This is a genomic window from Agarivorans sp. 2_MG-2023, assembly GCF_030548085.1.
In the GTDB taxonomy this organism is placed as follows: domain Bacteria; phylum Pseudomonadota; class Gammaproteobacteria; order Enterobacterales; family Celerinatantimonadaceae; genus Agarivorans.
Genome location: NZ_JAUORQ010000014.1, coordinates 52,165 through 71,034 on the forward strand (window position 1 = coordinate 52,165; position 18,870 = coordinate 71,034).

General features: G+C 43.4%; 15 protein-coding genes. 3 read left to right on the forward strand and 12 right to left on the reverse strand.

Going from position 1 to position 18,870, the window contains the following annotated elements:
* Positions 1-11: 11 nt before the first annotated feature.
* The 6 genes from livG to prlC all read right to left on the reverse strand — a co-directional run bounded on the left by livG (position 12) and on the right by prlC (position 7,862).
* Entirely contained in the window at positions 12-776 is a 765-nt protein-coding gene (gene livG, locus Q4549_RS18495) for a high-affinity branched-chain amino acid ABC transporter ATP-binding protein LivG (RefSeq protein WP_137674818.1), read from the reverse strand.
* The gene (locus Q4549_RS18500) at positions 773-2,044 is read right to left on the reverse strand and encodes a high-affinity branched-chain amino acid ABC transporter permease LivM (RefSeq protein WP_303553890.1); all 1,272 of its coding nucleotides are present in this window, start codon (positions 2,042-2,044) and stop codon (positions 773-775) included. The genes livG and Q4549_RS18500 overlap by 4 nt, the downstream gene beginning before the upstream one ends.
* Positions 2,041-2,967 carry a high-affinity branched-chain amino acid ABC transporter permease LivH gene (gene livH, locus Q4549_RS18505; RefSeq protein ID WP_137674820.1) on the reverse strand — a complete coding sequence of 309 codons (927 nt, stop codon included), beginning with the start codon at positions 2,965-2,967 and terminating at the stop codon, positions 2,041-2,043. Before livH ends, Q4549_RS18500 begins: the two co-directional genes overlap by 4 nt.
* Positions 2,968-3,063: 96 nt before the next feature.
* Positions 3,064-4,182, reverse strand: coding sequence for a branched-chain amino acid ABC transporter substrate-binding protein (locus Q4549_RS18510; protein WP_303516272.1), 1,119 nt, complete (start codon positions 4,180-4,182; stop codon positions 3,064-3,066).
* Between the two features lie 498 nt (positions 4,183-4,680).
* The gene (locus Q4549_RS18515; protein ID WP_303516274.1) at positions 4,681-5,763 is read right to left on the reverse strand and encodes a mechanosensitive ion channel family protein; all 1,083 of its coding nucleotides are present in this window, start codon (positions 5,761-5,763) and stop codon (positions 4,681-4,683) included.
* Positions 5,764-5,828: 65 nt separating this feature from the next.
* Complete coding sequence (gene prlC / locus Q4549_RS18520) at positions 5,829-7,862, reverse strand: oligopeptidase A (protein WP_303553889.1); 2,034 nt, start codon at positions 7,860-7,862, stop codon at positions 5,829-5,831.
* A 188-nt stretch (positions 7,863-8,050) separates the two neighbouring features.
* Here prlC and Q4549_RS18525 point away from each other — a divergent pair, with 188 nt between their 5' ends.
* From Q4549_RS18525 to gltS, 3 genes are all read left to right on the forward strand, one after another.
* Positions 8,051-10,054 carry an ATP-binding protein gene (locus tag Q4549_RS18525; RefSeq protein WP_137674824.1) on the forward strand — a complete coding sequence of 668 codons (2,004 nt, stop codon included), beginning with the start codon at positions 8,051-8,053 and terminating at the stop codon, positions 10,052-10,054.
* Positions 10,055-10,114: 60 nt separating this feature from the next.
* Entirely contained in the window at positions 10,115-11,464 is a 1,350-nt protein-coding gene (gene gorA, locus Q4549_RS18530) for a glutathione-disulfide reductase (RefSeq protein WP_303553888.1), read from the forward strand.
* A 198-nt stretch (positions 11,465-11,662) separates the two neighbouring features.
* Positions 11,663-12,886 (forward strand): sodium/glutamate symporter, encoded by a 1,224-nt coding sequence (gene gltS, locus Q4549_RS18535; protein WP_303553887.1) that lies wholly within the window; start codon positions 11,663-11,665, stop codon positions 12,884-12,886.
* A gap of 53 nt (positions 12,887-12,939) precedes the next feature.
* On the opposite strand, the gene Q4549_RS18540 is transcribed toward gltS, so the two are convergent.
* The 6 genes from Q4549_RS18540 to Q4549_RS18565 form a co-directional block, all read right to left on the reverse strand.
* Complete coding sequence (locus tag Q4549_RS18540) at positions 12,940-13,710, reverse strand: PEP-CTERM sorting domain-containing protein (RefSeq protein WP_303553886.1); 771 nt, start codon at positions 13,708-13,710, stop codon at positions 12,940-12,942.
* Positions 13,711-14,102: 392 nt separating this feature from the next.
* On the reverse strand, positions 14,103-14,774 hold the full coding sequence (locus Q4549_RS18545) for a hypothetical protein (protein ID WP_303553885.1): 672 nt from the start codon (positions 14,772-14,774) through the stop codon (positions 14,103-14,105).
* A gap of 67 nt (positions 14,775-14,841) precedes the next feature.
* Positions 14,842-15,477: a hypothetical protein gene (locus Q4549_RS18550; RefSeq protein WP_303553884.1), complete on the reverse strand. Its 636-nt coding sequence runs from the start codon at positions 15,475-15,477 to the stop codon at positions 14,842-14,844.
* 308 nt (positions 15,478-15,785) lie between these two features.
* Positions 15,786-16,733: a LysR family transcriptional regulator gene (locus Q4549_RS18555; protein ID WP_303553883.1), complete on the reverse strand. Its 948-nt coding sequence runs from the start codon at positions 16,731-16,733 to the stop codon at positions 15,786-15,788.
* Positions 16,734-16,854: 121 nt separating this feature from the next.
* Positions 16,855-17,979, reverse strand: coding sequence for a M14-type cytosolic carboxypeptidase (locus Q4549_RS18560; RefSeq protein WP_303553882.1), 1,125 nt, complete (start codon positions 17,977-17,979; stop codon positions 16,855-16,857).
* Positions 17,980-18,107: 128 nt separating this feature from the next.
* A complete protein-coding gene (locus tag Q4549_RS18565; protein WP_303553881.1) occupies positions 18,108-18,806 on the reverse strand; it encodes a hypothetical protein in 699 nt (232 codons plus the stop codon).
* Between the last annotated feature and the right edge of the window lie 64 nt (positions 18,807-18,870).

The window sequence follows — 18,870 nt, forward strand, 5'->3', positions numbered from 1 at the left end:
CTTCCCTCGCCCTAAAACTCGCCCAAGTAGGCTTTAATCACTTCAGGGTTATTTCGAATGTCTTCCGGTTTACCATTGGCTAACGGACAACCTTGATTCACCACATAAATGCGGTCAGAAATACCCATTACCAGCTTCATGTCATGCTCAATCAACAATACTGATACCGACTCGTTATCACGCAAATCAATGATTAATTTGTCTAAATCGTCAGTTTCTTTAGGATTAAGACCGGCGGCGGGTTCGTCTAACATTAAAATTTCTGGACGAGTCACCATACAGCGAGCAATTTCTAAACGGCGCTGTTGGCCATAAGCCAAGTTCCCCGCTTTACGGTTAGCAAACTCTTTAAGATCCACTTTGTCTAACCAATACTCAGCAAACGCCAAAGCGTCAGACTCACTTTTCTTAAAAGCAGGTGTTTTTAACAAACCCGCCAAAAAGTTAGTATTGAGATGGCGGTGCTGAGCCACTAACAGGTTCTCAATCACGCTCATGTCTTTGAACAAACGCACATGCTGAAAAGTACGCACGATGCCTTTACGCGCAATTTGGTGACCTGCTAAACCTTGCAGCGCTTCGCCACGGTAAAGAATTTGCCCTGCTGTAGGTTTATAGAAACCCGTTAAGCAGTTAAACACTGTTGTTTTACCAGCACCATTGGGGCCAATCACCGATACCACTTCTTTTTCGTTGAGGCTTAAGGCAACGTTATTTACCGCTAACAAGCCACCAAAGCGCATAGTAAGGCCGTTCACTTCTAATAATGGATTCATGCTTTGGCCTCCTCTTTTAACTCAATATGAGGACGAGACATAGGCAGTAAACCTTGTGGTCGCCAAACCATCATAAACACCATCATTAGACCAAACATTAACATGCGATATTCGTTAAACTCGCGCGCCATTTCTGGCAATACAGTCATGATAATTGCTGCGAGTATCACTCCAACCTGCGAGCCCATTCCGCCCAATACCACAATCGCCAAAATAATCGCCGATTCAATAAAGGTGAATGATTCGGGGCTAATAAAGCCTTGGCGGGCGGCAAAAAAGCTTCCGGCAAAGCCAGCAAAACCGGCACCAATGGTAAAGGCTGTTAGCTTAACCACGGTTGGATTTAACCCTAATGAGCGACAAGCAATTTCATCTTCTCGCAAGGCTTCCCAAGCGCGCCCAATTGGCATTCTTAACAAACGATTAATCACAATCACGGTGAGAACCACCAGCAACAGCGCCATTAGATATAAGAAGATAACCTTGTATTGCGAGTTGTAGCTAATGCCAAAAAAGTTATGAAAGGTATCAAAACCCTCCCCTTTTAGCCGGCGGTTAAACTCTAAGCCAAACAACGTCGGTTTTGGAATACTACTAATCCCGTTAGGGCCGCCAGTAAGGTGGGTTAAATTATTTAGCAATAGGCGAATAATCTCACCAAAACCTAAAGTTACAATCGCTAGATAGTCACCGCGCAAGCGCAATACCGGAAACCCAAGTAAAAAACCAAACAAGGCTGCCATAGCGCCAGCGATAGGCAAACACATCCAAAAGCCAAACCCATCGGCACTTAATAATGCATAGGTATAGGCACCTACCGCGTAAAAGCCTACATAACCCAAATCGAGTAAACCGGCCAAACCCACCACTACGTTTAGGCCTAAACCCAACATAACGTAAATAAGGGTTAGCGTGGCTAAATCAACTGAGCCGCGGCTCACCATAAATGGCCACACAATGGCGGCAGCAAGCGCAAACGACACTACCAACCGGTAGGCCTTAGGGTTTTGCTCTGGGCTTGGTAATTTAAAACTAAACTTTTTACTTGATGCTTTTGCTTTTCTGTTTCCAAAAATAATCGGGTGTAAAAGCTGGCTTAAAAACACCGCAGCCATTCCGATAAATAACCACTTTAAATGCTGCTCATCAGCCAAGGCTAATTTCAAGCCGCTGCTGCTTGGTTCCATGCGAATACCGAGCAACCAACCAGCCAATAACATAAAGGTAATGGTTGATATTAGCGCACCTGATAGATTAAGTTTTTTCATACTTTTTCTACCTCCGGTTTACCCAGTAAGCCGGTTGGCATAAATAGCAATACAAAACATAACAAACCAAATGACACCACATCTTTGTACTCAGTACTAAAGTAACCAGCGGTTATCGCCTCAGTAATACCCAGTAGCAAACCACCCACTACTGCACCAGGAATAGAACCAATGCCACCTAATACTGCTGCGGTAAAGGCTTTTAGTCCGGCCATAAAGCCAATGTAAGGGTTAATAACGCCGTAATAAATACCGAGTAAAACACCGGCTACAGCGGCTAGCGCAGCACCAATAACAAAGGTTAATGAGATAACTTTATTGGTATCAATACCTAACAAATTAGCCATGCCTATATCTTCAGAACATGCTCTACAGGCGCGTCCCATTCTAGATTTAGTGATAAAAGTCGTTAATACAATCATGGCAACAAAGGTCACCACAAATATCACTACTTGCATGTAAGAGATGGTGAGATTAAAACCATCTTCGGGGCCAAAAGTCCAACCGCCAGTGATTAAGCTTGGCATCGCAATATCTCGGCTACCTTGTGAAAGGCGCACTAAATTTTGCAAGAAAATCGACATACCAATCGCCGAGATCAGCGCGATAAGTCGGTTACCACCGCGAACCGGCCGATAGGCGATCTTTTCGATGGTCCAGCCATAGGTACTGGTAATAATGATGCTTATGGAAAACGCACCAAACAATAAAATAGGTAAAGAGTCTAATCCCATTAGGGATAGTGCAGCGAGCACAATAAACGCGACGTAACTACCAATCATATACACTTCGCCATGAGCGAAGTTAATCATGCCGATAATGCCGTATACCATGGTGTAACCAATGGCGATCAGCGCATAAGTACTACCAATGGTTAATCCATTGACTAACTGCTGAAAGAAATAGAAAAATTGCTCAGACATAGCTGCCCCAATCTAGCGGCTCTTGGCCACTAATTAGTGTCTTTTAAAACGGAAAACACCGACTAACAAGGTGTTAGCCGGTGTGTTATTGCGGAATTACTTAGCGGCCGATGAAGAACCGTCAGCGTGCCAAGTGAATACACCAAAGTCGAAGCCTTTAAGATCGCCTTTGGTATCCCACTGTAGCGGGCCCATTACCGTATCAACTTGGTTGCTACGCAGGTATTCAGCGACAGCTTCAGGATCATCACCTGCAGCAGTTACACCAGCAACAATAGATTGCATTGCAGCAAACGCAGTCCAAACAAATGGGCCGGTTGGGTCATCGCCATTTTTAACTAGCGCATCAACCACTGGCTTGTTGGCAGGATCTAAATCGTATTTCTTAGGAAGCGTTACTAATAAGCCTTCAGAGGCTTCACCAGCAATTGCTGAAATGTCTTTATTACCTACGCCCTCTGGACCCATAAAGGTGGCTTTAAGGCCTTTTTCTGCTGACTGACGAAGGATTAAGCCTAGCTCTGGGTGGTAACCACCGTAGTAAACAAAATCTACATTCTCTTTTTTCAGTTTAGCAATCAGTGCTGAGAAGTCTTTATCACCCGCAGTCACACCTTCAAAAGCCACTACTTCAGTACCAGCGGCTTCTAATTCAGTTTTTACAGAGGTCGCAATACCTTCACCGTACTGCTGCTTATCGTGAATAACAGCAACACGCTTCGGCTTAACTGAGTTAATAACATAACGCGCAGCCGTTGGGCCTTGGTCACTATCAAGACCAATAGTACGGAAAATTAACTGGTAATCACGGGTAGTAATATCTGGATTGGTTGATGCCGGTGTAATCATTAATACACCTTCATCTTCATATACGTCTGACGCAGGCTGAGTAGCACCTGAACATAAGTGACCGATGACGTATTTCACCCCATCGTTGATGATTTTGTTGGCTACAGCCACCGCTTGTTTCGGCTCACAAGCATCATCGTAAACCACTGCTTCAATCAATTTACCGTCAATTCCACCGGCTTGATTAAGCATCTCAACCGCAATACCGCCACCGGCAAATTGCATGTCGCCATACTGGGCTACTGGTCCGGTTACCGGTCCTGCAATAGCAACTTTAATTGTGTCTGCAGCGTGCGCCACAGATACTGCGCCAAATAGTGCTAGCGATACCGCTACCCCTGAAGCTGATTTTGTCCATTTAGTCATTGAAAACTCCATGTTAGCTTTTTGTTATAGTTTGTGTGTGTTTGCAGAAGTGCGCATTAATCCATAATGCAGTTATCACCTCATTGGCTGATGTTTTACCTTAAGTCCACTGTGTTTAACAAGTCGACCTAGCTGAACAGGCCCAAGCACAGTTAGTTTTAACAAACTATTTAACTGCAATAAATGTAACCAGCCTCACTTAACCAGCATAAAAATCGACACAGGCGAGCAATACACCCATAATTGGATCAAAATTAAGCATTTTCATCTTATTTTTTCTAAATATGCTACTACACTGCTGAATAACTAAATTTTGATAATGTTAAATTAGGTTTTTCAGCATAATAATAAAGTTTATTGTAAAAAATGCCCAAGATTAGACTATTTAACTCGGCTTACATTGTGAAGATTTAGGCTTAGATAGAGAATAAATATGCAGGAAAATAAAGGCGAAGCGCCGAGGTAAGCACAATACTTACCCCAGCTTTTTTTGTTTAACTAAACACTAGGCTCCACTTGAGAGGTCATGTGCAAAGTACGCGTAGGGAATGCAAACTCAGCACCATTTGCTTCAACCACTTCCACCACTTTGTTCAGCACATCTTGCTTCACTTCATGGTACTTCACCCAGTTAGTGGTTTTGGTAAAGGTGTAAATAAAGAAGTCTAACGACGAGGCATTAAAGCTATCAAAATTCACCATTAAGGTTTGAGTGGTGTCTATCTCAGGGTGATTTCGCAGCATCTGCTCGACTTCTGTTACTACCTTGCTCATTTTACTGGCGTCGTCATAACGAATGCCGATGGTTTCTTTGATGCGTCGATGACTCATGCGACTTGGGTTTTCTACCGCAATGCTCGAGAAAATAGAGTTAGGCACATATAAAGGACGTTTATCAAAGGTACGAATTTTAGTCACTCGCCAGCCAATGTTTTCTACTGTGCCTTCAATGCTGCGATCGGGGGAACGGATCCAATCGCCCACTTTAAAGGGCTTATCAAAATACACCAACAAAGCACCAAAGAAGTTAGCCAGCAAATCTTTTGCTGCCATCCCCACTATTAGCCCGCCCATACCACCAAATGCCAATACGCCAGAAATACTAAAACCTAGCGTTTGAAACACGGCCAGCAAAAACAAAATAATCACCGCCGCCCGGCATAGCTTAGCCACTGCTTGCACAGTGGTTTTGTCTTTACCCACAGTTATAAGTTGCTCTTCTACGCGGCGTACAAAACGCATCGCTACCCACGCTAGCATGAATACAATCATTACCTGGCGGATAACCGCGATATAGGGTTTAAACTCGGAATCGAGAGCATTGGCAAAGGCCACCGCCACCAATGACAAACCCACCACTGCAATCATCCAGTTAATCGGTTTCCAAAGGGAAAACCAAATGGCGTCGTCCCATACGGTTTTGGTTTTCTCGGTTAAACGGCTTAAACGTGAGGCCAGTAATCGCCACACAATAAACGCAACCAAGGTAATACTTAGCACTACAAATACATCAAACAACCAATTAGATGTGGCTAACTGAGCTTGCTCTTGCTCTAACCACAGGGAAAATTCTTCAAACATCGATCCATCTCTTATAAAAAACGCGGCCTAAGCCGCGTTATTAAGTGTGAGTTACGCGCGTAACATTACGCAGCAATGCCAGAGTGACGCAGCAAAGCATCCACTTTAGGCTCTCTTCCTCTAAAGGCTTTAAACAATTCCATTGGCTCTTGTGAGCCACCTTTCTCTAGAATATTACTCAAGAAGTGTAAGCCAGTCTGCGCGTTGAAAATACCCTCATCCTCAAATTTTGAGAAAGCGTCAGCCGACAATACCTCTGCCCATTTATAGCTGTAATATCCTGCACTGTAACCACCAGCAAAAATATGGCTGAAGCTGTTTTGGAAGCGGTTAAAGCTTGGCGCTTTTATTACCGATACTAATTCACGCACTTCGTTTAAACGTTGTTGCACGCTGCGGCCATTGGCTGCTTCATGGTGTAAGCGGAAGTCAAAAATAGAAAACTCCAGCTGACGAACCATGGTCATTGCAGATTGGAAGTTACGTGCCGCCAGCATTTTATCTAACAAGGCTTGCGGTAGAGGTTCTCCGCTCTCAAAATGCCCAGAGATAAAGGCTAAGGCATCACTCTGCCAACACCAGTTTTCTAGGAACTGACTCGGTAACTCTACTGCATCCCAAGCTACGCCATTAATACCAGACACAGCCGCTTCATCCACTTTAGTTAACATATGGTGAATACCATGGCCAAACTCGTGGAATAAAGTAATCACTTCATCATGAGTAAACAGCGCAGGTTTATCGCCAATCGGTTTATTGAAGTTACAAGTCAAGTAAGCGACTGGTTTAATCAGTTTGCCATCGGCGTCTACACGACGGTCAATACAGCCGTCCATCCAGGCACCACCGCGTTTGTGCTCACGAGCATACAAATCTAGGTAGAACGAGCCTCGCAGCTCACCGCTATCATCGCTAATCTCAAAAAAGCGTACGTCTGAGTGCCAGGTATCAATGCCTTGTTTCTCGGTAACGCTAACATTGAACAGGCGCTTAACGACTTCAAATAAACCGCTCAGCACTTTATCTTCAGGGAAGTAAGGGCGCAGCTGTTCATCTGAAATCGCGTAAGTATGTTGTTTCAACTTCTCTGAGTAATACGCCATATCCCACGCAGCCAATTCGGCGACTTGATAATGTTCGTTAGCAAAAGCATCCAACTCGGCCAACTCGCGCTCTGCTTGTGGTTTAGAGCGACCCGCAAGATCATTCAAAAAGCCCAGTACTTGTGCTGGCGACTCAGCCATTTTGGTAGCCAACGATTTATCGGCATAACTGTCGAACCCAAGCAGTTGGGCTAGCTCGGTACGCAGTTCCAACTCTTCATCAATAATCGCAGTGTTATCAAATTTTTGTTCAGTATTGGCTTGTTCGGACGCGCGAGTACTAAATGCGCGGTACATTTCTTCGCGTAGTTCGCGTTTATCCGCGTAGGTCATGACTGGCAAGTAACTTGGAAACTCTAAAGTTAATAAGTAGCCATCTAACTCTTTAGATTCAGCCGCTTGTTTTGCTGCTGCTAGCGCAGACTCTGGTAAGCCTGTTAGTTCACTCTTGTCTGTAATGTGCTTTTGCCAAGCTAACGTGGCGTCTAATACATTATTTGAAAACTGAGAAGACAACTCTGAAAGACGCTTAACAATTTCACCGTAGCGGCCTTGTTGTTCAGCTTTTAGGCCAATACCTGAAAGCTCAAAGTCACGTAAGGCATCACTGATTGATTTTTGTTGGGCAAGGTTGTAGCCACCAAACGCGTCGCTTTCGGCCAATTGCTTGTAGGCCTGATACAAACCTTTATGTTGACCCACAAAAGTGCTGTATTCAGATAAAATTGGCAGGCAGGCTTCATACGCTTCGCGCAGCTCTGGGCTATTCATGACCGAATTGCAGTGGCTGACCGGTGACCATAGGCGGCCGAGACGATCATTCACTTCATCTAAAGGCAGAATGAAGTTTTGCCAAGTCGCGGTGCTGTGTTTAAGCACTTCATCAATCGTCGTGCGGCATTCCTCAATCACTTGCTCTACCGCAGGCTGCACATGTTCTGGCTTAATTTTGCTAAACGGAGGTAATCCGGGTAAATCAAGTAATGGGTTACTCATACAGAATCCTTAAAGACTGAAGAAACGATATCTATGAATACCATAATCTGGGGCTAAAATTTTGTAAATCAACCCACGTTTAGTGATTTGGGCAGTTTACATAGCCTTGATTTAGACTATGATTTCCTTAGGGATTATTTTGGTTTCTCGGTTTATCAATAACCTAGACCAACAGGACTCGTTAATTAATGGACAATAACAACAATACCCCGGTTAATGATAATCCAGGGTTGTGGCAAAAATTAGCTCTAAACAAAGGCACTAATAGCCTTTCCTTGCGCATGTTGTCCTATATTCTCATCTGTTCCACTTTACTTGCCTTAATTATCACCCTTATTCAATTACGCTACGACTACAAGCAAGACGTACAAGTGATTGAAAAAAGCATCGATCAAATTGAAGTCAGCTTCTTGCAGCCTATTGCTGCCAGCCTTTGGAACCTCGACGAAGAACAAGTTGAAGTACAAATAGAAGGCATTATGAACCTGCCTAATATGCAATATGTGCTGGTAAAAGAAATCCTAGGATCATCTGAAGTGCCTTTGTTAGCCCGTGGGCGCTCAGCAGATCGCTACGACTTATCCCAAGAATTTGAACTTATTTACCAAGGAGAGATGGTAGGTAAACTGTTTGTAGCCGCTTCTCTAGAGCAGGTTTACGAGCGATTGTGGCAAAAAGCCATGCTAATTCTAATTAGCCAAACCGTTAAAACCCTCGTTGTTTCTATCGGCATCTTGTTCATCATTTATTATGTGATTGTGCGCCACCTAAACACCATTGTGGAGTACACCCGTAACCTAGATCTAGATAACTTAGGTGCCCCCCTTAAAATAGATACTGGCGCTAAACAGCGTAACGATGAGCTGGGGGAATTGGTTAATACCCTTAATCAAATGACCCAAAAGATTGATCACGAGTTCGACCAAAAACTCAAAGCAACCGAACAATTAGCCCACGAGCGAGACTTTTCCGCCACCGTAATTAACGCCAGTAATGCGGTTATTGTCACCCTAGATAACCAGTTAAACGTACTCACTGCCAATCCAGCAGGGGTAATGCTCACCGGTTTTCATCAAGAAGAGCTAGAGGGACAGAACTGGTTAAGCGTATTTATTGATAACGATATGCGCCAAAAAATCGAAACCGATTTACGTGAACTGCGGGTGATTCAAGATCAAGAGCTTACGCTTACCGACCAAGCCAATAACCAGTACACCTTATTGTGGACGTTCGTGCCCTTTTACGAAGGCAACCACGTATCCCGCATGATTGCGTTTGGTTACGACATTACCCCCCTTAAACGGGTAGAGAATGAGATTAAAACCCTCAACGACGAACTTGAGCAAAAAGTGCAATCGCGTACCGAACGTTTAGAGGAAAGTAACCTACAACTGGCTAGTGCTTTCGACAAACTAAAAAATGCTCAGCAATCTTTGGTAGAAGCCGAGAAAATGGCCTCACTCGGTGGCTTGGTGGCCGGTGTAGCTCACGAAATTAATACGCCCATTGGTATTAGTGTAACCGCCGCGTCTTATCTTCAAGAACAAGGTAATCAACTAGAGAAGAACATTGAAAGCGGCAAGCTAAGCCGTAAGTTTATGGAAGATTTGATTCAAAATCTTAATCAGTCTACCGACTTGCTCCTAAGTAATTTACGCCGCGCATCTGACCTTATCAGTAGCTTTAAACAGGTAGCCGTAGATCAAAGCTCCGAAGCATGTTACACCTTTAACTTACAAGAAAATGTAAACCAAGTGATCACCTCACTAGGGCACAAAGTACGCCGTTCTGGCTGCGAAATTGTTGTAGATTGCCCAGACGACTTAGAGCTATATAGCTTCCCTGGCAGCTTTACCCAAATTTATTCCAACCTTATCCTTAATTCGGTAAAACACGGTTTTGATGATTGGGATGGTGTTAAACGTATCGACATTTCAATTCATCGAGAAAACGACCAGTTGCATATCGATTACCAAGATTCTGGCCGAGGCGTAGATAGCCAGATTGCTAACCGCATCTTTGACCCCTTTGTTACCTCTAAACGCGGCCAAGGTGGCAGCGGGCTAGGCACCCATATTGTTTACAACTTGGTGGTACAACTGCTTAAAGGACATATCGCCTTCGACAGTAAACCCAACGAAGGGGTGCACTTTTCGATTCGCTTGCCCTACCAAGCGCAAAAAGCTGATTAACATCTGTCTCTAGTACAGGCTATACTGCTGCAAGTTTTCGGCCCTTTACGGAGTACCTTAATGAAAGAATTTGACTACCTTTGCATCGGCGCAGGCAGCGGCGGTATTGCCTCTGCAAACCGTGCATCTATGCATGGCCAGAAAGTGGCCTTAGTTGAAGCTCGCCATGTTGGCGGCACTTGTGTGAATGTGGGTTGTGTCCCTAAAAAAGCAATGTGGTTTGGTGCCCAAGTTGCAGAAGCTATTCACCGTTACGCCCCAGATTACGGCTTTGATGTACAAGTAAATAAATTTGATTGGTCTACCTTAGTAGCCAGCCGCGAAGCCTACATTAAGCGCATTCATGGTTCTTACGACCGTGTACTGGGTAACAATGGCGTTACCTTAATAAACGGCTTTGCAAAATTTGTAGATGCGAATACGGTTGAGGTAAACGGCGAGCAAATCCGTGCCAAGCACATTCTTATCGCCACTGGTGGTCGCCCAAGCATTCCAAATATTCCTGGCGCAGAGCTAGGCATAGATTCAGATGGATTCTTTGCACTTACCGAGCAGCCTAAACGTGTATTAGTGATTGGTGCAGGTTACATCGCAGTAGAATTAGCCGGTGTATTACATTCACTAGGTAGTGAAACGCATTTAGCGGTACGTAAACACGCTCCTCTGCGTAACTTCGACCCTATGCTAAGTGAAACCTTGGTAGAGATCATGGCTGAAGATGGCCCTACTTTGCATACACAAAGCACACCTAAAGCCATTGAAAAACAAAGTGATGACAGTTTGGTCGTTAGTTTTGAGAATGGAAATAGCCTACAAGTAGACACTGTTATTTGGGCCATTGGCCGCGAGCCAGCCAACGATAACATCAACTTAGAAGCTGTTGGTGTCGACACAGACGACAGGGGTTACATTAAAGTCGACGAATACTCAAATACCTCAACGCCAGGTATTTACGCGGTTGGCGACAATATCGGTAAGGTAGAGCTTACGCCGGTAGCGGTTAAAGCAGGACGTTTATTGTCTGAACGTCTATTTAATGGCCAAACCAACGCTAAAATGGATTACGACTTAATTCCTACCGTAGTATTTAGTCACCCCGCCATCGGCACCATTGGCCTAACCGAGCCAGAAGCGATAGCGCAATATGGTGAAGCCAATGTTAAAGTGTATAACTCAAGCTTTGGCGCGATGTACACCGCAGTGACTCAACATCGTCAAGTGACTAAAATGAAGCTTATCTGTGCTGGCGAAGATGAAAAAGTAGTTGGCTTGCACGGTATTGGTTTAGGCATGGATGAAATCCTACAAGGTTTTGGCGTTGCCATGAAGATGGGCGCAACCAAGGCAGATTTCGATGCTTGTGTCGCCATTCATCCAACTAGCGGCGAGGAGTTTGTAACTCTACGCTAGTCAGATATAAGCAACTAGATGGATACCCGTTTAGTTGCTTTTTCTTTCACTTCTCTTTTAAACAGCCCCTAGTTAAGCTTCCTAGCTCCCCCTCAGTCAAAATTAAACAGCCTTGTTTTCATTATATTTTTAACGCTTAGCTCTACGCCAACTACACTCAATAAATCAGTCTTCTTTAGTTCTTAGGATCTCATGAGTATGGATACGGTGTATGCGATTGCTGAGCTCGAATCATTCCTTATCGCCTTAACAGTGCTGTTTATCGGCAGAATCATTTGCAAGTATGTCGCAATACTTAAAAAGTACAATATACCCGAGCCTATTGTGGGCGGATTAGTGGTAGCCATTGTTATCACCCTACTCAAATTCCGTGGTATTGAACTCACCTTTGCGCTGCCCTTACAAGGCACCTTAATGCTGATGTTCTTTAGCACCGTAGGGCTAGCAGCCAACTACAAGTTATTAGTGAAAGGCGGTAAAAAGGTATTTGTATTTTTAGGGATAGCTTCACTGTATATCGTTTTGCAAAACGGTCTTGGGGTTATGCTCGCCAGCGCCTTAGGTTTAGAGCCCATGATGGGACTATTTGCCGGCTCTATCACTTTGTCTGGTGGCCATGGAACCGGCGCAGCCTGGTCACAAATTTTTGCTGAAGAATACAATATTCAAACCTTGGAGTTTGCCATGGCAGCCGCCACCTTTGGCCTAGTAATGGGAGGGATAATTGGCGGCCCGGTTGGCCAGAGGTTGATTAACAAACATAATTTGAAATCACCTTTCTCAAAAGGTAAAGATCATCATAAAAAGCATCCAGACATTGTCACCTACAGCCGTAAAGAGGAAGACTTAGTTACCCCTACCTCAGTAATTGAAGTGCTATTTTTATTATTGCTTTGCGTCGTTGCAGCAAAATTTACTAAGCAGTTAGAAGTAGAACTCGCATTAAGCTGGCTAAAAATGCCAGACTTTGTTTACGCGCTGTTTTTTGGGGTAATTATTGCTAACAGTTGCGAACTTAGCGGACGCTACGAGATTAACCACGAATGTGTTGATCTATTAGGTACGCTTTCACTGTCACTGTTTTTAGCCATGGCTTTGATGAGTTTAAGATTATGGGAGATATTCGATTTGGCCCTTCCTCTTATCATCATCTTACTATGCCAAACCCTAATGATCGCGGTCTTTGCCAGTCTTGTGAGCTTTAGATTAATGGGCAAAGATTACGATTCATCGGTGATAGCAGGTGGCCATTGTGGATTTGGTTTAGGAGCAACCCCCACAGCAGTAATGAACATGAGCGCATTAGTCTCTAGAAACGGGCCTTCGCCGCCCGCTTTTATGGTGGTACCTATAGTGGGGGCGTTTTTTATCGACATTGTGAATTTAATTGTACTGCAAACTTACATTAGCTTTTTAAATTAACACTAAATAAAAACGGCGCAGAAAGCGCCGTTCTTGATAAAGCCAGTTGGCTACTATTTCTTAGCTCTGCGCCTTAACCAAGCTAAACCTATCAGTGCGAAGCTAAAGGGAATCCAGGTTTGGGGCTCAGGTACTCGGGCGTTAATCACTTGAATCGAGGTACTGGCCAATAGCTGTTGTTGCGAGTCAAAGGCACTTAATACAAAATCATAAATACCAACATCTAATGCGTTAAAGTCAAAAGGAGCAAATTCCATATTCCAAGAATTTTGCGCTAAGTTATTCACGCCAATGTTAGAACCGTAGTTGGCTTCATCAACCAAGCCACCGCCATTAGGCGTACTGTTGTTACCTAAAGCATTGTCGGAGCTCGGTACATTTATTGGATCAAGGCCAATGAAATTAGTACCCGCACTAGGATCAAAATCAATTTCAAGCAGGTAAGAAAAGTTATCTAAGAATCCACCGCTACCATCAAAGTTGCTATTTACCGACCACTCAAAGTTCCAAATAGCTGTTGATGGGGAATTGGGTGCATAACTAAAGCCCGAAGGAGGGAGGATATTATCAAATTGATAGGTTCCATCACTATTACTATTAAACACATTTTGCGGCTGGTTAGTTTCATCAAAACGTAACTTGGCTCTTAAACCGAGTTCAATGCCATTTTGGCGATCGGTGGTGAATCCACCATTAGCATTACCACTACCAAAAATCACATCTCCAGTAACGTTCTGATCATACATAATAGTTGCTGATGCTGTTGTGGCTACCATTAGTAACCCAACTCCTGCCAACACTGATTTTGCTTTTATTATTCTCATTTAGCACTCCATGCGCTTGTCTAGTCGCTCAAAAAGCGTGCATATTTCATTCCTTGATGGAAATAATCCTTTATTTCAAAAGCATATGATAAATGGCAAATTATGTTTACGAACAATAAGCGAAAAATTGTATAAATAATTGACAACCCCACCTGTCGAGAGGTGGATAATACCTTCTAATCTCCATAGCAATGAGAAAAAGTACCGCGTTTAACGATTTTCCCTTCTAAAGATTTGTAAAGAAATTCGACATCTACACAAAGGTCATCAGACGTATGTATATCCTGCCCCAGTCTTTCAACGAAAAAAGACCCTAGCTCGAAAGACTTAAAGCTAGGGGAATAGCACCAACGGTAATCAAACTTGCTATCAATATTCTGAGTAACAAAATGCTAAAACTTAAAGTTCACACCGAGTTCAACGGTACTTTCATTCGTAACAGGCTCGCCAGGACGCACTCGGTGCTCACCATAAACATACTTAAGGTAAGGCTCTACCCACTTGGGCTTAGCCGTTATCATAAACTCATGACTGCTAATGTTGTCGTTCTCTACTAGCAACCAACCACCGCCTTCCAGTAGTCGGTCATGTTTAAATGTATAAGAAAGCTTTAACCATCCAATGGGATCATAGCTAGCACCAATAGAATTCTTCCATTCGCGCTGATCAAACAATTCTAATTCCATCACAGGGAAACCTTTAGTTTCACGCCACTGGTGAGAACTACTAGCAAAAACCAATACTTTCGCGCTAAGCGCTGTGCCAGCAAAAATCCCCAAATCGTAGATATCTACATTTTCAGCACGACCGTAACTAGTGAATGCTTCGGCATAAACCCTACCAAGCATTTGACCATAACCCGCGCCCAGCTCTAAGTAACCCGTTGAATCCAATTCTGCGTTAACGTTTACCTTGTCGTTAACTTGAAAAGTGGCGTTAGCGGTTCCTATCCAATCTTCGCCAGTTTTAGATACCTTAAAACCCAACAGTGGCTCCGCACTCAACTTCTGCACAAAACCAACAAATAATAGAAGCAGCGCAGCGGTAAGGAATTTAGTTTTCATTGTCTTCTCGCTCATAAAAAAAGCCGCTAAAAGCGGCTCCTTGCTAGAGATAGTTTGGGTACTTTAATTAAGAGCGGTTTAAACGAGCCTTAATAGTTGCGCGCAGTTCGTTGGCATTAGAGCGTAGTTGAGATTTTTGCTCGGCACTCAAGCTATTCATTGGCTCAGGCGTCCCATCTTCAATCGGGTTAGAAGGGCTCGCCTCAATTGGATTTTCTGGCGTACCTGCTATTGGGTTACTTGGCTGACCTTCAATAGGGTTAACTGGCGTTCCCATAATTGGATTCTCCGGGGCTTCATACCCCCAGCCACCATCAACCTCAGTACGCTCCCAATCAATAGTAATTACACCCGACCTATTTATATCACCGTAATATTTATTGTCGCTTCCATAAGCTTGGAAATATCGTGTACCGTCTGCATCAGTATAGATTCGCCCAATTGCTACATCGTCAACTCGCACTTCACCCAGCTCGTTAACAGCGCCAATAATTTCACCATTTACCATTACCTCACCATTTGCGTTAATGCTGTAGTGATCTTGTTGCGGCATATCGGCACCGTCATCTTTAGCTATCGGGTTTTCTGGTACCGCTTCAATTGGATTGCTAACTTGCGGCGCGTCATTTGATTCTGAGCCAGAAGAAGCACAGCCTGATAAGAAAGCTGCAGCGATAAGTGATACTAATAATTTGTTTTTCATAATGCTATTCTCAAAGTTGTCGGATATTAATTTTTAAGCCTAAGACTCGGTTCTTATACCCGTGCTTTGTTGTCCAGCAGGTAGCATAAGTAGAGTTTATATAAGCTTTAATGAACTCGAGCATCACAGCCCTTCAAAGCTAAAAACTATTTATTTTAGCTAGTTAGTTGCTATCCTGGCGACGGACAAGAGAATAATAGATGGCCCTAAATTAGACCAATTAGCAGTGTAAATATCGCAGATAAGTCATTCTTATTTATTAGCTTAGGCTAATCGTTAAATAAGCATTGGTTATATATAAAGGGTTTTTATTGGCTTCCACTTTCAGAAAGTAATTGTTTAATCACACTGTTAACCCAAGTAATGGTCTTCTTCCTACGGTTTTTTTGGTGGTAGTAGCTACATAAAGAGTACTTAGCGGGTGTATCAGCAATAGAAAAACCTGTACTGATCAACGATGAACGCTGACTTTCTGGCAAGTAAGACACTGAGGGGTAAATCATATCGGTGTTTTTTACCACCTCTAATACGGCCATTGGCAGTTCTGTACGAAAACCCACTCGAATGTTTAAGCCATGCGCATTCATAATTCGCTCCGCATAAGAAACATTAGAATTCCAGTCGGTAACAATCAACGTGGCAAATTCATAGTCCTTAACATCTTCAAGTGTTAATACACTATTCGTTTCAAGCACTCTAGGTTCTAGCGGGTGTCCTTTACGCATAAACAACACAAATTGCTCATCAATCAATTTGTGGCTGGCTAACTCTTTTGGCGCATGAGCAATTTCAAAATTAACACCGAGGCTAATTTCACCTTTCATCAAATCATCTAAGGTTGACGGAGACCAATTAAGCAGGTGCACATCTACGTTGGGAGCAACTTCACGAATGGCCATAAACAGGCGGCTAGATAGATACGCTAAAACATGCGGTGCCATGGCAACTTTAACGGTGCCCTCTAACTCAGATAAGTCAAAATCTTGAGTCGCATTTAGTGCTGACTCTAGATCATCAATAATCGGCCCAAGACTATCAATTAACTCCTCTGCATAAGCAGTCAAACGTAAGCCATGGCGAGTACGAACAAACAACTCATCATCAAAGTGGTTACGTAGTTTTTGAGCAGCCTGACTAATTGCAGGTTGGCTAACGAACAAGCGTTCAGCAGCTTTACGCATATTCAGTTCTTGAGATAACACAACAAAAGTGCGGAGAAGGTTTAAATCGAGACTAGCGAAAAGATCTTTGGCCATAAAAACTGCTAAGTATTTGAATATATTCACAGCATAGAAGCAGCATCAAGCAAAGTCTAGCAGCTTAAAATTGGGCAGGGGATAAAGAGGCTGCCGTTTGTTAGCCTCTTTATCTGTCTATTTACAGCTTTTCTAAGGCCTGCTTAATCGGGAATAGTACATCGCAGCCTAGTTGCATAGCACGTTCTGGTGACCAACCAAACGCTTCGTCAGGCATATCTGCATTGTCTTTAAAAGGCATTTCAATGGTGTAAGACAAGGATTTAAACTGCTCACCTAACCAAGCGGCAGCAATGCTTAAATTGGCTTGGCCAGCTTGATCTTTCTCGTAACCATGAGTGTCTTGAAAATCAGGTGAAATCGCCATAAAAGCCTGCTTGAAAGTATCTTCTAACAATTTGTGGCGAGCATCGTACGAGGGTACGCCTTCACAGCCTGCAACAAAATTGTAGGGGAGATCTTCATCTCCGTGAATATCTAGAAATACATCACCGCCCACTTCCAACATTTTTTGGCGTACCAAGTACACCTCTGGGCTGCGTTCCATACTAGGGTTTTGCCATTCGCGGTTTAAGTTTGTACCTACCGCGTTGGTACGTAAGTGACCGCGTACCGAACCGTCGGGATTCATATTTGGTACTACGTAGAAAGCGGTATTTTCCAATAACTTCATCGACAGGGGGTTGTCTTGGTCCAGTAGGTTACCCAACATGCCTTCCACAAACCACTCTGCCATGGTTTCACCTGGATGCTGCCGCGCCATTACCCACACTTTGTTGTTGGCCTGTTCAGGGTCGCCAATGGTAAGCAAGCTCATATCGCGCCCGTCTATGGTTTGTCCAAGCGTATTAAGGCTTACTCGATAATCTTGTTGCATAGTATGTAACAAGTCTTGATGGCGCTCGTAGCTATAAGGCGCAAAGTAAGCAAAATACACACTGGGTTGCTCTAACAATAATGAGAAATTTAGCTGTTCTCCATCAAATTCAGTATCAATCCTAAACCATTCTTCTCGATCGTAAGAAGCCACTACTTGATAGTCTTTCCAACCCTTAGCATAAGCAGATTTCCCTGCATTGGTGATGCTAAAACGATAATGTTGCTCAAGTGACGCTTCAAAGCGAAAATGAAACCACTGGAAAAACTCAGATTGATTGTCATGTTTTATTTCTAACTGGATATTCTGCGGTTCCTCTAAAGAAATCACTCGAATATTGCCACTATCAAAACGATCTGTAATGTACATTGTGTTCTCACCAGTATAATAAATGGATATGCAGCCAGTATAGCGCTTTAACTAAGTCGCTAAACAACAATTTGTTGGATTAAAAAAGGAGCCTTAGGCTCCTTTCACTAACAACGGTAAATACAGCGTTAATCTTCTTTTAAGGCCATAACCTTAAAGTAACGCACGTCTAAGTCTTTCGCTAAAGACATCGTGCTCTCTACCGTTCTCGACTCGCCTTCTTTTAGCTGTAACTCGCCAAAATCGATGGTTTGCTGATGCACTTGCTGGCCCGTTTGATCCACCAATACAATCGCTAATGGCTGCTTAATAGGCCCTTCGGCCAACAATTGGTAACTAACTTCCATATGCTTACCAATATGGTCAGATGCTTCAAAAAAAGCCGAGCGAATTTGAGCTTGATCGGTAGCAATCAAGGTATCAAAAGCAAACACGCGTAACTCGGGGTGATTTTCTTTATTTAAGTCAAAGTTGTTTCTGCGCTCAATCAGTAGCGCATCTTTTAGCTGACGATTTTGATCCTGAGTAATTTGCGCGTCGGTGTGCATATCTGCGTAATCATCTTTTAACTGATTATACGAAGGTAATAAGGCGATAAGAAAAAACACTGCGCTAAAGGCTACTATGGCTAAGCCGACACTTATCCAGCGGTATTTACGCACATGTTTATAGGCTTTTTTATAATACTGATGGCGTGATTTATGGTGCTCGTAGCGCGCCTGTAGGCTCACGCCTGAGTGACTCATTCGCTGATTGGAAGCATTGGCTTCAGTGATTTGAGGCGGCTCTGCCACTATATTGCTCTCGATATCATGAGCAGACATCATCTCTTCCCTAAGATTGTCTAAGTATTGATTTAGTGATTAAGTCATCACTAAATATTTTTGTAAC